Origin of the sequence: Emcibacter sp., from assembly GCF_048269205.1 — a bacterium.
In the GTDB taxonomy this organism is placed as follows: Bacteria; Pseudomonadota; Alphaproteobacteria; order Sphingomonadales; family Emcibacteraceae; genus Emcibacter.
This window is the reverse complement of record NZ_JBLXJC010000001.1, coordinates 1362372-1375978: the sequence shown is the minus strand read 5'-3', so window position 1 is coordinate 1375978 and position 13607 is coordinate 1362372. Positions and strand designations below refer to the sequence as shown.

Genomic DNA, 13607 nt, shown 5'->3' with positions numbered 1-13607 from the left:
AGTGATAAAGCGGGCATCTTAATCGATACCCGCTCAATTTTCTCTAATTATATTTTATATGCGTGCTGAAAATTCAATAGCTAAATTCTCAGGCATCGTCTTTTTTGGCAGCAGCCTTTTTAGCCGGAGCTTTCTTTGCAGGAGCTTTTTTGGCCGGAGCCTTCTTCGCCGCTGCAGTTTTCGGTTCCGCTTTTTTGGCCGGGGCTTTCTTCGCTGCAGCTGTTTTCGGCTCCGCCTTCTTGGCAGGAGCTTTCTTTGCTGCGGCTTTTTTGGCCGGGGCCTTTTTTCCCTTGGCCGGTGTCGGTGCCGCTTCGTCTTCTTCAATCTTCGCGATCAGTTCGTCACGGCTGACTGCTTTTTCAGCAACCGTTGCCTGCTCGAGGATGAAATCAACTACTTTTTCTTCGAACAAAGGCGCGCGAACCTGGGCCATGGCCTGGGGGTTGTTCTGGTAGAATTCGAAAACCTGCTTTTCCTGACCCGGGAAACGGCGCGCTTCCTGGGCAATCTGGCGGGTCACTTCTTCCTGACCAACAGTCACCTTGTTCTGCTGACCGATTTCAGAGAGCAACAGGCCGAGGCGCACACGACGCTCTGCAATGGCCTGATATTCGCCCTTCACGTCATCACCGGGTTCTTCAATGTCTTCCGGTTTGAGATCGGCATCAGTTTCTGCAGCCTCACGGTACATATCCATTTTCAGCTGGTTCCAGATCTGGTCGAATTCCATCTGCACCATGCCTGACGGCACATCAAAATCGACCATTTCGGCCAACGCATCCAGAAGCGAGCGCTTCAGGCAGGTCCGTGACAGGGAATCTGTTTCCTGTGACAGCTGTCCCTTGACGGCCTCTTCCAGGGCAGCAAGATCGGCAAGACCGAGCTTCGTGGCCAGTTCGTCATCAACCTTGGCGTCTTCGGGTTTCTGCACTTCCTTGACAGTCACCTCGAATACGGTCGGTTTGCCGGCAAGGTCTTCAGACTGATAGTTTTCCGGAAACGTCACATTGACGTCTTTTTTGTCGCCGGCTTTCACACCAGTCAACTGCTCTTCGAAACCGGGAATAAACGTATTGGAGCCCAGCACCAGCTGGAAGTCTTCGGCAGCACCACCGTCAAAAGGTTCACCGTCAAGTTTGCCGAGGAAATCGATGACCACAGCATCACCTTCAGTGGCCTTGTAAGTCTTTGCAGCAGCTTTGTAGTTCTTCTGCTGACCGGCAATATTCTCAAGCGCTTCCTTGACCTGCTCCCTGGCAGGTTCGGCGACCAGTTTCTCCAGCTTCAGCTTGGAAAGGTCCGGAACTGTGAACTCGGGAACAATTTCCAGGTCCATTGTATATTCCAGGTCTTTACCTTCTTCATAGCCTTCATCGATGGCGATATCAGGCTGGGTTGCCGGGCGAACCTTCTTTTCCTCAAGAACATCCTGGGATGTTGAATTGATGGTTTCCTCCAGAACCTGCCCCATCAGGTTTTTGCCGTGGAGTTTTTTCAGAAGGGAGATCGGCGCCTTGCCCGGACGGAAGCCGGGCATTTTGATCTGGGTGCGAACCTTTTCCAGTTCACTGTTGAGTTTTGCCTCGATGTCACCGGCCGGAATAACGACCTTGTATCCACGTTTGAGACCTTCAGAATTTGTTTCAGTTACCTGCATTGCTCGCTCTGTTCTTCTGCTCGGCCGCGACTACGGCCTGTTAAAATTACATCCCTCACCTTGATGATGGGCAAACCCTTTGAATTACGCGGTCATTTGGTGCGGGTGGAGGGACTTGAACCCCCACGTCCGAAGACACTAGAACCTAAATCTAGCGCGTCTACCAATTTCGCCACACCCGCAAATGTCCGTCATGGCATTCAGACCCGCCTTTATAGTCAATTGCGTATAAATTTCCACAAAAAAAGATGACCGTAGTTTTTCGGCGGACGAATTACCGGACGGATCACAATTTACGGAAGGAAATAAGAGATACCGGCAGGCGCTTCCCTGACCGCCCAGATCACATTAATGCAGGCTTTTCCGCAACTTTTCAAGCACCGGGGGCAAGCAGGGCGCGATATCTTCCGCAATCAATCCCGCCCCGAAGGCGCGGGCTACCTGTACATGCAGCCAGACTGCCGCAGAAGCTGCTTCAAATGCCGGCATACCCTGGGCCAGAAGACCGGTCACCAGCCCTGACAAAACATCCCCGGACCCGGCCGTTGCCAGATCCGCCGGCGCGTTTTCCATGATTGTCGCCCTCCCTCCGGGACCGACTACAACAGTATCGGGCCCCTTCAGAAGCACCACCGCCCCGGATCGCTTTGCCGCTTCACGGGCCGCGGCCAATCGGTCATAATGTCCCTCCCGTCCTGCCAGGTCGGGAAAAATACGGGCGAACTCACCTTCGTGAGGCGTAAGCACCGTACCACAGCCAGCATCCTGTCGGCCGAAGGACTTGATTGCCGCAAACAGCTCCTCCGGCTCAGACTTGAAAATGCTGAGTGCATCTGCATCAATCACCACATGCTTTCCGGCAAGCAGAATGGAAAGCACATTTTCCCTGGTTTCTTCCGTCACACCATTTGCCGGTCCGATACACCAGGCATTAAGGCGGACATCATGCAGAAGCTCCTTAAAGGCCTCCGGGCTCTCACAACATTTGATCATGACGGCGGTTAGGTGGGCTGCATGAGCAGCCACCGCCTCCCCATCACATATCACGCTAACCAGGCCCGCCCCCACTCTCAGGGCCGCCCCTGCAGCAAGCCTGCAGGCACCGGTATGGGCAATATCGCCACTGACAATGGCGGCATGCCCCCGGGAATATTTGTGACCTGTCACCGCGAGGCGGGGATATCTCTCCCCCCATACCGCAGGGGTATTCACCCAGGTGTGCGGATGTATGTCCTCCAGCACCCTGTCGGATATACCTATGTCGGTGACAAAAAGTTCTCCGCAGAATGCCTTTCCCGGATACAGGACGTGGCCAGGCTTCCGCCTTAAGAAGGTTACGGTGATATCCGCCTCGATACAGGCGCCCAGCGCAAGGCCGCTGTCACCGCTAAGACCGCTGGGCACATCTATGGCCACTTTGCGAGCGGTACTTTTATTGGCCGCCATTACCAGATCAAGAACCTCTCCGTCCAGAGGACGATCAAGACCCGCACCGAAGAGGCCATCAACAATCAGTTCATAGTCGTCCAGCCCCTCCCTCGACAACGGCAGGATTTCGCCGTCCCAGAGATCGGCCATGATGCCGGCATCCCCGCCGAGCTTTTCCCGAGCTCCCATGAGCATGAGTACAACCGGCCAGCCTTTTTCTTTCAGGACCCGGGCAACCACAAAACCGTCGCCACCGTTGTTGCCCGGACCGCACAGAACAAGTGTGCGACCCGGATTGAATTTATCGAGTATGATCCGGGCAATTGACTGTCCAGCCGCTTCCATCAGTTGCCGTCCCGGGAGTCCGGCATCAATAGTCAGGCGATCCGCCTGCCCCATTTCCGCTGTAGACAGCAAGACTTCTGCAGTTTCATCCATTACCCGGTATACTCCTCAAGAGGGTCTAGCTCTCTTTCTTGCTGGCGATCCAGGCATCAACCTGCTCTTCCAGAATGGCAAGTGGCAGGGCGCCGTCTTTCAGAACAACTTCGTGATACTCCCGGATATCAAACCTGTCACCCAGTTCAGCCTTGGCTTTTTCCCTAAGTTGCTGGATCTTGATCATGCCGATCTTGTAGGCCGTCGCCTGGCCGGGCAGCACGATGTAGCGCTCGATCGCCTTGACCACATCACCATGCGGGTTTGGTGTGTTGGTAGCCAGATAGTCGATGGCCTGCTCACGGGTCCACTTCTTGGCATGAATACCGGTATCCACCACAAGGCGGCAGGCGCGCCAGAGTTCCATGGCCAGACGGCCGAAATCTGAATAGGGATCCTCATAGAATCCCATTTCCTTGGGCAGAAATTCAGAATAAAGGCCCCAGCCTTCCGTATAGGCGGTATATCCGCCGAACTTGCGGAATTTGGGCACATTTTCCAGTTCCTGCATGATGGCAAGCTGCATATGGTGACCCGGGATACCTTCGTGATAGGCCAGCGCCTCCATCTGATAGATGGGCATGCTCGACATTTTGTAGAGGTTGGCATAGTAAATGCCCGGCCGACTGCCGTCTGGCGCCGGTCGACTGTAAAACGCCTTGCCTGCGGATTTTTCCCGGAACGGCTCCACCGCCTTGACGATCAGGTCGGCCTTGGGTTTGGTGATAAAGACCTCGTCCAGATGTTCCTTCATGGTGTCGATGAGTTTCGTCGCCTCGGCCAGATAGGCCGCCTTCCCTTCCTCCGTCTCGTCATAATAGAACTGCTTGTCGGTGCGGGTGAATTCAAAGAAGTCCTGCATGGATCCCTTGAAACCTACCTTTTTCATGATCTCCCGCATCTCGCCGTGGATACGCTCCACCTCACTCAGGCCAAGATCATGTATTTCATCAGCAGTCATGTCGGTTGTGGTAATCTTGCGCAGGCGGAAATTATAGTAATCAGCCCCGTCAGGCAACTTCCAGACACCGTCGTCGGTGTTGGTCATTTCCTTCTCGGCCCGGGCAATGTCGGCAAGCTTTGCAAAGGCAGGTTTGACGGAATTTATAATGGCCGCTTCGGCCCGTTTGACAAGTTCCTGTTTCTTGTCCCCGTCAATTTCGATTTTATCCAGTTTGCCTTTCAGGTCGGCAAGCAGGGTGTGATCTTCCCCGCTATCATCCAGCGGTGCCCCTTTAAGCATATTTTCCGCATCCCGGATCACATGCTCATAGACAAATTTCGGCGGCAGGATGCCTTTTTTCTCGCGAATTTTCAGCTGTTCAAAGCGCTGTTCCGCCATCGCCTGCATGTTTTCCATGCGGGAAACATAACCTTCTGCATCGCTGACCGACGTAATCCGGTGAAAGTTGATCATGAAGGCAGGCGTTCCCGACTGCCAGCCATGCATCTGATTAAGTGGGTAGCTGTAGTGACGCCATTTATAGGCCTCAATTTCCTCATTCAGGGTGCGCTCGAAGAGCCGGTAGCTCAACCGGGACGCCTCATCCAGTTTGTCAAAGTCAAAATCGGCCTTGAGGGTTGCCAGATCTCTTTTCGCCTTTTCCAGGTCGCGGACCGCTTTTTCTTCCGTATATTCGTCCCACTGACCCGAATTTTCCATCATGCCCAGATAGGTCTGGAATTCCGGACTATCCATGACGGCTTCCATAAAGCTTTCTTCGAAAAAAGCGTTAAGCCGTTCTGACTCGGTCTGCACCTGGGCAGAAGCACTTTGTGCTGCTTGGTTTTCCCGAGTTGTATTTTCAGCTGATTGATCCCCTTCGGAACAGGCAACCAGACTAAGAGCCGCCAACAGGGCAACTGATGCAAGAAGCTTGGACTTCATTTTTGGATATCCCCTTGAATTATGGTTTTAATGACGTTTTTTTCTGTGTCTACAGGGTAGCAAATAGAAATAATTTGTACAGCCCCGAGGAACCATTAAAACCGGTGTTCAAAAGGATCGCGAATAGATGATCTTGGAAAAGCCTGTGGCGGAGGAATGGGGCGAGTGACCGGATTTGAACCGGCGACATCCAGGATCACAACCTGGCGCTCTAACCAACTGAGCTACACCCGCCCTAAAAGAGTAAAGTCCTTTTACGGACAGAAATTCTTATCGTCAAGAGGAGTTTTTACTTTTCAAAAGGGTTTTTTTGCGGGATCTTTTCCCCTGGTTTCTGCACATAGGGTGAGTAATGTTTATTTTTAAGGCACGATTTGCACATATTTTAATCACCACCATCCTGGAACACTTAAAAAAGTCTTATTTTTCCGTATCTCACGAATTTGGCACGATTAATGCTTATCAAGCACCGAGTAATTTAATAACGTCAATTTCAACGCTGTCACTGAATGGTAAGTTCTCATGAAAAAAATTGAAGCGATCATCAAACCTTTCAAACTGGACGAAGTGAAAGAAGCACTTCATGAAGTCGGTCTGACCGGCATCACTGTAACCGAAGCCAAGGGGTTCGGGCGCCAGAAAGGGCATACTGAGCTCTACAGAGGGGCGGAATATGTTGTAGATTTCCTTCCCAAGGTTAAAATTGAAATCGTGCTGAGTGACGATCTTCTTGAACCAGCCCTGGAAGCTATCCAGCAGGCCGCCAAAACCGGACGTATCGGAGACGGCAAGATTTTTGTCAGCTCGATCGAAGAAGCCATCCGGATTCGCACCGGCGAAACCGGTGACGATGCCGTTTAAATAAAGCGGCGACAAAGCCACAACACTAACTTTAATTAACAATCAGACAGGAAATAAAGAGAATGTCCGACGTAAAAACTATCCTTGCTACTATGAAGGAAAAAGATATCGCCTTTGTGGATCTCCGGTTTACCGATCCCAAAGGTAAATGGCAGCACCTGACCATGGACTCCAGTGTCGTTGACGAAGATATGTTCGAGGAAGGCGTCATGTTCGACGGTTCCTCCATCGCCGGCTGGAAAGCGATCAATGAATCCGACATGATCCTGAAGCTTGACCCAAGGTCAGTTACAATGGATCCCTTTGCCGCACAGCCGACAATGGTAATTTTCTGTTCGATTGTCGAGCCCTCCACGGGCGAAGGCTATAACCGTGACCCGCGTTCCACAGCCGAACGTGCCGAAGCCTACCTGAAATACACCGGCATTGGCGATACAGCCTATTTCGGTCCGGAGCCTGAATTCTTTATGTTCGATGAAGTAACCTTTGACAACCAGTACAACAAAGCCTCTTACGAACTGGACGATATCGAAGGCCCCTACAAGTCAGGTACTTCCATGGAATCCGGCAACTATGCTCACCGGCCCGCAGTAAAAGGCGGATATTTCCCGGTTGCTCCGGTGGATTCCTGTGGCGATATTCGCGGCGAAATGGTTACCATCATGAAAGAACTGGGCCTGCCGATGGACAAGCACCACCACGAAGTGGCTGCTTCCCAGCACGAACTGGGCATGATGTTCGGTACCCTGCTGCAGACAGCTGACCGGGTCCAGATTTATAAATATGTGACACACCAGGTTGCTCACAGCTACGGCAAAACTGCAACTTTCATGCCGAAGCCTGTCGCGGCTGACAACGGTTCCGGTATGCATACCCACCAGTCCATCTGGAAAGACGGAGAGCCTCTGTTCGCCGGTAGCGGCTATGCAGACCTGTCCGACACCTGTCTGTACTACATTGGCGGCATCATCAAGCATGCGAAAGCGCTTAACGCCTTCACCAATGCGTCCACAAACAGCTACAAGCGTTTGACACCCGGATTTGAAGCACCGGTTCTGCTGGCTTACTCCGCCCGCAACCGCTCAGCTTCCTGCCGTATCCCCTACGCCACAAGCGCCAAGGGCAAGCGCGTTGAAATCCGCTTCCCGGATCCGACCGCCAACCCGTATCTGGCTTTCTCCGCCATGCTGATGGCCGGCCTTGACGGAATTGAAAACAAAATTCATCCGGGCGATGCCATGGACAAAGACCTGTACGCCCTGCCGCCGGAAGAGCTGAAGGAAGTACCGACTGTTGCCGGCTCCCTGCTTGAGGCTCTCACCTGTCTGGATGCAGATCGCGAATTCCTGAAAAAAGGCGACGTCTTCTCCGACGATCAGATCGATGCCTATATCGACCTGAAAATGGAAGAAGTACACGCTGTTGGACTGGCTCCGCACCCGATGGAGTTCCAGCTCTACTATTCCGTATAAAACCGGAACAGTATCATCTAACGGAAAAGGCCTCCCTAAACGGGGGGCCTTTTTTGTTGCATCTACATATTAGCTAATTATTAATAATTATCCGGCAGTATATCCATGCTATTTTGCCGATAACAGTTTAAAAAAAGATTATATAAATGAATGCGATAGCGTCGAAAGTGTCAGAAAACGACAGGTATCTCGAGTATCAGAAGAAAGTTGCGGGGGAAAACATCAATCCCCAAACACTGCTGGCGACGGACTATCTGAACCATTTCAATGAAGTGCATATGCTTCTTGATATGCTCTCTGACATGCCCGACTGTATCGAAGACGTGCAGGAATGGCATCCCAAATCCTATCAGGACCATTTTCGCGACAGCGCCTTTAATGCCAAGGACCTGGCCGTCGAGGCCTATGACCATTCCCCGGGTGAGTATCGTATCCCGTTCGAAGAAATGGTGCAGCAGATGGACGATCTCGTTCTCGATACCATTAGCAAAGTTTCAAAGGCCATTGAAAACTCCGATACGGTGTCCCTGCCCAGGCTTGTCGATGACTACCGGCCGCGTATGGAAAAGATGATTGAGGACTGCGGTGCGATCATTAACGGCACCAAGGGGAGTGCCCATCAGGAGGACATCGACAGTTACTTCTCCGAAGAGATTGACGAATCCGGTCTGGACCAGGGCGCTATTGACGACCTGTTCGGCTAATCCCGGACCGGTTTAAAAACCTTCCACACAAAACTGAACAATGCGATCCCTGGTATCCTCCCAAGTGGTAGCCCGGCAGTTATTGTGTGACAGGATGCCAATCCTATCCAGGTGGTTGATGGTGTGATGCATGACCCCCATCATGAAATGAATGCGCCAGAATATATCCTCGTCCGACAGCTGCGGGTGAATATCCCGAATGAAGGGAATGAACTTGTCGAAAACAGCCACTTCCTCTTCCAGAACGTTAGCCATATCGCTGGCTTCTTCCAGATAAGCCCGGGCAATGAATTTGATATATACGGAAAGACCGCTGTCCTCGTCATATAGCCATTTGACGGGAGGAGAAATCAGTGCATTCACCAGGTCACGCATTTCCAGTTTTCGACCGGCTTTTCTCGCCTGATCTGCTGCTGAATACAGCAAATCAAGCCGCAGGCGGTTCATTTCCGTACAGCGTCTGACATAGACCGCCTGGAAAAGCCCCTTTTTAGAGCCAAAATAGTAATTGACCGCAGATAAGTTCACACCGGCCTCGGCCGTCACAGTTCTTACCGATACACTGGCAAAGCTGCTTGTTGAAAAAAGTCTTTCCGCCACATCGAGAATTTTCTCGCGGGAATCTTGTCTGGCCGTGTTTTTCTTGTCCATACTCAAAATACTACACCTGTCCCTGTCGCCCCAATTGGCATTTGTTTAAAACATACGTTTTAAAATCATTAGTAACTAACTACCATTATTTTTACCGGTCGGAAACAATGTTTTTGTACGTATAAGACAAATTGCCCAAAATAGTGATACACACGTCTTGTTATTTACACTATTAAGTACATGTATTTGTTAGCTATGCAGAATTTACAAAATTGATTGAGTCGATTATGAACAAATCATATATTACCGCTGCTGCCATTTTCATACTTGTTATTCTGTGGATTGCATCGGGTATGTTGTTTTCCGAGGATACTTCGGAAGACAAGGCATTCACAACAGTAGACACAAGTGCTTCCGGTCAAGAAGAGATCGCAGTAACGGTGGCTCACCTGTCTCCCCGCCCCTATCGCCGGGAAGTCTCCGTACGGGGATATACCGCCGCTCTGCGCCAGGTTGAAATCGCCAGTCAGACAAAGGGGCGTGTTTCCGAACTTCCGATTGAGGAAGGAATGCGGGTCAAGGCCGGTGATATGATCTGCCGCCTGTCAGTCGACGACCGGGAAGCCAACTATCAGGAGGCTCTGGCCCTGAAAACCCAGCGGGAACTGGAATATAAGGCATCACAGGAACTTGCCGCCAAAGGGTACCGTTCGGAAACAAAATCCCTGGAAGCCAAGGCCCTGCTGGACGCTGCTATAGCCCAGGTTAAAAAAATGGAAATTGAGCTCGAGCATACCTATCTGCGCGCGCCCTTCGACGGAATCGTGAACGAGAGATATGTGGAAAAAGGCGCCTATCTGAAAGAAGGCGAGAGTTGTGCCCTGCTCATGGAGGAAACACCCTTTCTGATCGTCGGGGATGTGTCGGAAAAGGATGTTGTTCTGCTTCACGTGGGGCAAAAAGGCGCCGCGCGTCTGTCGGATGGAAGACGCGCCGAAGGTGAAATACGGTATATTTCCTCTATCGCCAATGCTGACACCCGCACTTTCCGCGTAGAGCTGAAAGTGGATAATGCGGATAGATCTCTCCGTGATGGCATGACCGCAGAACTATTGCTGCCTGCCGATCAAATACAGGCGTATTATCTTTCTCCGGCCTATTTTGTCCTCAACAGCAAAGGTGTTGTCGGCGTACGTGTCGTTGACGACCGGAATATTGTCCGGTTTGTCCCGATTGATATCCACGGATCAGATTCAACGGGGGTCTGGGTGACAGGTCCTGAAGAAAACAGTCGGTTGATTATTACAGGACAGGATTTCGTAAAAGAAGGCCAGAAAGCCAAACCCGTATTGGCGGACCAGAAAGCACAGGTTCCGGGAGCCACCGGAAATGAATAGTATCATCAATGCTGCCATAGAACATTTCAGGGTCGTTCTTCTATTTCTCTCACTGATTTTTATTGGTGGCACGGCGTCCTATGTCACCATGCCAAAAGAGGATATGCCTGACATCACAATCCCGATGGTCTATGTGCATATGAACCATGATGGCATTTCACCGGAAGATTCCGCGCGCCTGCTGATCAAGCCTATGGAAGTTACCCTCAGAACCATTGAGGGTGTAAAGGAACTTCGGGGCATAGCCCAGGAGAATGGAGCCAGCATCATCATCGAGTTCAACGCAGGTGTTGACCCGGATCTGGCTATATTGGATGTGCGCGAACAGGTGGACAAGGCGCGTTCTGAACTGCCGGAAGAAACTGATGAACCCAGTGTAATGGAAATCAGCACCAGCGAATTCCCGATCCTCAATATCGTCCTGTATGGGAACGTTCCGGAAAGAGTGCTTTATGCCCTGTCCCGCAAACTCCGGGATGATTTGGAAACCATTCCAAGTGTTCTGGATGCAGAGATCGCCGGGGACCGTGAAGACCTGCTGGAAATCATCATTGACCCGCTCAAACTTGAAAGCTATCAGTTATCGCCCGCCGATATCCTTACTGTGGTTAATAACAACAACAAGCTTGTGGCAGCCGGTTCCCTTGATAGTGGTGCGGGGCGTTTTTCTGTTAAAATACCCGGCGTTTTTGAGTCAGCCCTTGATATTTATAACCTGCCGGTGAAAGTATCCGGTAATAGTGTTGTCACACTTGCTGATGTTGCCGATGTCCGGCGCGCGTTCAAGGAACCATTGAGCTATTCGCGGTTCAATGGCCTGCAGGCCGTTTCTATCTCTCTCAAAAAAAGAGCCGGAGAAAATACCTTTGAAGCGATTGATCGCACCAAAGAGATTGTTGAAAGAAGCGCCAAACTATGGCCGCAGGAAATGAAGTACGCCTATCTCGGGGATCAATCCATCGAGGTCCAGAATTCTGTCAGTAGCCTTCAAAACAGTATCATCTCAGCTATTCTTCTGGTAGCGATCGCCATTATCATTGCGCTCGGCAACCGTGCCGCCTTTCTGGTGGCGGTAACTATTCCCGGTTCATTCCTGTTATCCATTTACCTGCTGGACACTTTTGGTTTTACCATCAATCAGATGGTCATGTTCGGTTTAATTCTTTCGGTTGGCCTGCTTGTGGATGGCTCCATCGTGGTCAGCGAATATGCGGACCGAAAACTGCATGAAGGCCTTGATAAAAAAGAAGCTTACAAACTTGCCGCCCAGCGTATGGCATGGCCTATTTTGGCTTCTACCGCAACGACACTGGCAGCCTTCTTTCCACTTCTGTTCTGGCCTGGTACCACAGGCGAGTTCATGCGGTACTTACCGCTAACCCTGATTTTTACGCTCAGCGCCTCATTTCTTATGGCCCTTATCTTCATGCCCACACTTGGCAGCAAGATCGGCAAAAAGGAAGGCATGTCATTTGATGCCGCCAGCAAGCTGGCAGCAAGTGAGCATTTCAGCTCGAAAGACATCCCGGGGTTTACTGGGGCTTATGTGCGCCTTGTTGACCGGTTAATCCGGCATCCCTTCCGTGTAATTCTTGGCATTTTTGTTGCCATCATTTGCATTTTCATCCTTTACGGAAGTTCTCAGACCCCCGTGGAATTTTTTCCCCAGGGAGAACCGGATAAAATCATTCTGAATGTACATGCCCGCGGCAACCTTTCCATTGACGAGAAGGATGTCCTTGTAAGGTCAGTTGAGAACCTCGTGCAAAATACCAATGGCGTCGAAAGCATCCAGGTGCAGACCATTGCCAGTGTTTCTGCCAGTTCGGAAGCTACAGAAGATGTCATAGGCCAGATCACCCTGAATTTCCTGAACTGGAAAGAAAGGCGTAATTCATTCGAGATCATAGACGAGCTGCGGGAGAAAACAGCAAATATTCCCGGTCTTGTTGTCGAAGTTGTGACGCCTGCCTTTGGCCCTTCAGCTGGCAAGGATATCCAGATTGAAGTCAAGGCCGAAGATGTCCTCAAAGCGGCTATTGTCGCCTCGCAGGTATATCAGAAGCTGGAAGAAGTGCCTGGACTGTCAGACCTTGACAGCACACTGCCCCTGCCCGGCATCCAATGGGAATTGGAGGTGGACAGAGCAATGGCCGGTCTTTACGAGACCGATCTTCTAAGTGTAGGCAATATGGTGCAGCTGGTCACCAACGGCATAAAGGTCGGAGAATACCGTCCTGATGATACGGATGACGAAGTGGACATCAGGGTTCGGTTCCCCGAGAAATACCGCAATCTGGAACAGCTTGACGATGTCAGGGTCTGGACGCAAAAAGGCCTGGTACCCATCAGTAATTTTGTCACGCGTGAGGCCAAACAGAAAATCAGCACAATCGAGCGCATAGACACCCTTCCAACTTTTATGGTCCGCGCCAATGTGGTCGACATCAGAACGCGCAGCACTATTGTAGGCAAAATGCAAGAATGGCTGGAACAACAGGAACTGGACCCTTCAGTGAACGTTGCCTTTGCCGGACAAGATGAAGACCAGCAGGAATCCTTTGAATTCCTCCTGCAGGCCTTTGTGATGGCCCTTTTCCTCATGTGCCTGATCCTTGTGACCCAGTTTAACAGCTTCTATAACGCCTTCCTGATTCTTCTGGCCGTACTGTTGTCAACAGCAGGGGTTCTTGTAGGAATTATCCTGTTTGATAGAAGCTTCCAGGTGATTATGACCGGTGTGGGCATCATATCCCTGGCGGGTATTGTGGTAAACAACAACATTGTGCTGATCGATACCTTTGATCGGCTGCACAAATCCGGAATCGACGCCTATGACGCCATTGTCCAGACGGTCGCCCAACGCCTGCGCCCGGTCATGCTGACCACCATTACAACGGTCATCGGGCTGATGCCCATGGTCTTTCAGATTAATATCGATTTTTCCGCCCGGCTGCTGGAGGTCGGTTCCCCCTACTCGAAAATCTGGGTGGACCTGGCACTGGCTGTATCTGTGGGACTTATCTTCGCGACCATATTGACTCTGCTTCTCACCCCCTGTCTGCTGGCAGCCAAAGTCAAGGTTTCCCTGATAAGGGCGCGAAAAAGGGAAAAAAAGATCGCCAAGCTGAAGCAGGCGGCCTGAACAGGCATCACCGGGCAGGGAAATCC

At 51.2% G+C, this 13607-nt stretch carries 9 protein-coding genes and 2 tRNA genes; 5 read left to right on the top strand and 6 right to left on the bottom strand.

Features of this window, described 5'->3' with window-relative positions; translation table 11 throughout:
* Nucleotides 1-88: 88 nt before the first annotated feature.
* From tig to ACN0YD_RS06410, 5 genes are all read right to left on the bottom strand, one after another.
* Nucleotides 89-1657, bottom strand: coding sequence for a trigger factor (gene tig / locus ACN0YD_RS06430; protein WP_417317965.1), 1569 nt, complete (start codon nt 1655-1657; stop codon nt 89-91).
* Nucleotides 1658-1754: 97 nt separating this feature from the next.
* Nucleotides 1755-1839, bottom strand: a tRNA-Leu gene (locus ACN0YD_RS06425).
* 166 nt (nt 1840-2005) lie between these two features.
* On the bottom strand, nt 2006-3523 hold the full coding sequence (locus ACN0YD_RS06420) for an NAD(P)H-hydrate dehydratase (protein WP_417317963.1): 1518 nt from the start codon (nt 3521-3523) through the stop codon (nt 2006-2008).
* 25 nt (nt 3524-3548) lie between these two features.
* The gene (locus ACN0YD_RS06415; RefSeq protein WP_417317961.1) at nt 3549-5411 is read right to left on the bottom strand and encodes a DUF885 domain-containing protein; all 1863 of its coding nucleotides are present in this window, start codon (nt 5409-5411) and stop codon (nt 3549-3551) included.
* Between the two features lie 157 nt (nt 5412-5568).
* Nucleotides 5569-5645, bottom strand: a tRNA-His gene (locus ACN0YD_RS06410).
* 288 nt (nt 5646-5933) lie between these two features.
* Here ACN0YD_RS06410 and ACN0YD_RS06405 point away from each other — a divergent pair.
* The 3 genes from ACN0YD_RS06405 to ACN0YD_RS06395 all read left to right on the top strand — a co-directional run bounded on the left by ACN0YD_RS06405 (nt 5934) and on the right by ACN0YD_RS06395 (nt 8448).
* Nucleotides 5934-6272 carry a P-II family nitrogen regulator gene (locus ACN0YD_RS06405; RefSeq protein WP_417317959.1) on the top strand — a complete coding sequence of 113 codons (339 nt, stop codon included), beginning with the start codon at nt 5934-5936 and terminating at the stop codon, nt 6270-6272.
* 62 nt (nt 6273-6334) lie between these two features.
* Nucleotides 6335-7744 (top strand): type I glutamate--ammonia ligase, encoded by a 1410-nt coding sequence (gene glnA / locus ACN0YD_RS06400; protein ID WP_417317957.1) that lies wholly within the window; start codon nt 6335-6337, stop codon nt 7742-7744.
* 146 nt (nt 7745-7890) lie between these two features.
* Nucleotides 7891-8448 carry a hypothetical protein gene (locus tag ACN0YD_RS06395; RefSeq protein WP_417317955.1) on the top strand — a complete coding sequence of 186 codons (558 nt, stop codon included), beginning with the start codon at nt 7891-7893 and terminating at the stop codon, nt 8446-8448.
* Between the two features lie 12 nt (nt 8449-8460).
* Here ACN0YD_RS06395 and ACN0YD_RS06390 read toward each other — a convergent pair whose 3' ends face one another.
* On the bottom strand, nt 8461-9099 hold the full coding sequence (locus ACN0YD_RS06390; protein WP_417317953.1) for a TetR/AcrR family transcriptional regulator: 639 nt from the start codon (nt 9097-9099) through the stop codon (nt 8461-8463).
* Nucleotides 9100-9326: 227 nt separating this feature from the next.
* On the opposite strand from ACN0YD_RS06390, the gene ACN0YD_RS06385 reads away from it, so the two are divergent.
* Together ACN0YD_RS06385 and ACN0YD_RS06380 are read left to right on the top strand one after the other, a co-directional pair.
* Complete coding sequence (locus tag ACN0YD_RS06385) at nt 9327-10436, top strand: efflux RND transporter periplasmic adaptor subunit (protein WP_417317952.1); 1110 nt, start codon at nt 9327-9329, stop codon at nt 10434-10436.
* Nucleotides 10429-13581 (top strand): efflux RND transporter permease subunit, encoded by a 3153-nt coding sequence (locus ACN0YD_RS06380; protein ID WP_417317950.1) that lies wholly within the window; start codon nt 10429-10431, stop codon nt 13579-13581. Before ACN0YD_RS06385 ends, ACN0YD_RS06380 begins: the two co-directional genes overlap by 8 nt.
* Nucleotides 13582-13607: the final 26 nt, after the last annotated feature.

What these genes read in the sequence shown, in the direction of transcription:
- ACN0YD_RS06380 (WP_417317950.1), top strand. Translation starts at nt 10,429, where the DNA reads ATGAATAGTATCATCAATGCTGCCATAGAACATTTCAGGGTCGTTCTT.
- ACN0YD_RS06405 (WP_417317959.1), top strand. Translation starts at nt 5,934, where the DNA reads ATGAAAAAAATTGAAGCGATCATCAAACCTTTCAAACTGGACGAAGTG.
- ACN0YD_RS06420 (WP_417317963.1), bottom strand. Translation starts at nt 3,523, where the DNA reads ATGGATGAAACTGCAGAAGTCTTGCTGTCTACAGCGGAAATGGGGCAG.
- ACN0YD_RS06385 (WP_417317952.1), top strand. Translation starts at nt 9,327, where the DNA reads ATGAACAAATCATATATTACCGCTGCTGCCATTTTCATACTTGTTATT.
- glnA (WP_417317957.1), top strand. Translation starts at nt 6,335, where the DNA reads ATGTCCGACGTAAAAACTATCCTTGCTACTATGAAGGAAAAAGATATC.
- ACN0YD_RS06390 (WP_417317953.1), bottom strand. Translation starts at nt 9,099, where the DNA reads ATGGACAAGAAAAACACGGCCAGACAAGATTCCCGCGAGAAAATTCTC.
- ACN0YD_RS06415 (WP_417317961.1), bottom strand. Translation starts at nt 5,411, where the DNA reads ATGAAGTCCAAGCTTCTTGCATCAGTTGCCCTGTTGGCGGCTCTTAGT.
- tig (WP_417317965.1), bottom strand. Translation starts at nt 1,657, where the DNA reads ATGCAGGTAACTGAAACAAATTCTGAAGGTCTCAAACGTGGATACAAG.
- ACN0YD_RS06395 (WP_417317955.1), top strand. Translation starts at nt 7,891, where the DNA reads ATGAATGCGATAGCGTCGAAAGTGTCAGAAAACGACAGGTATCTCGAG.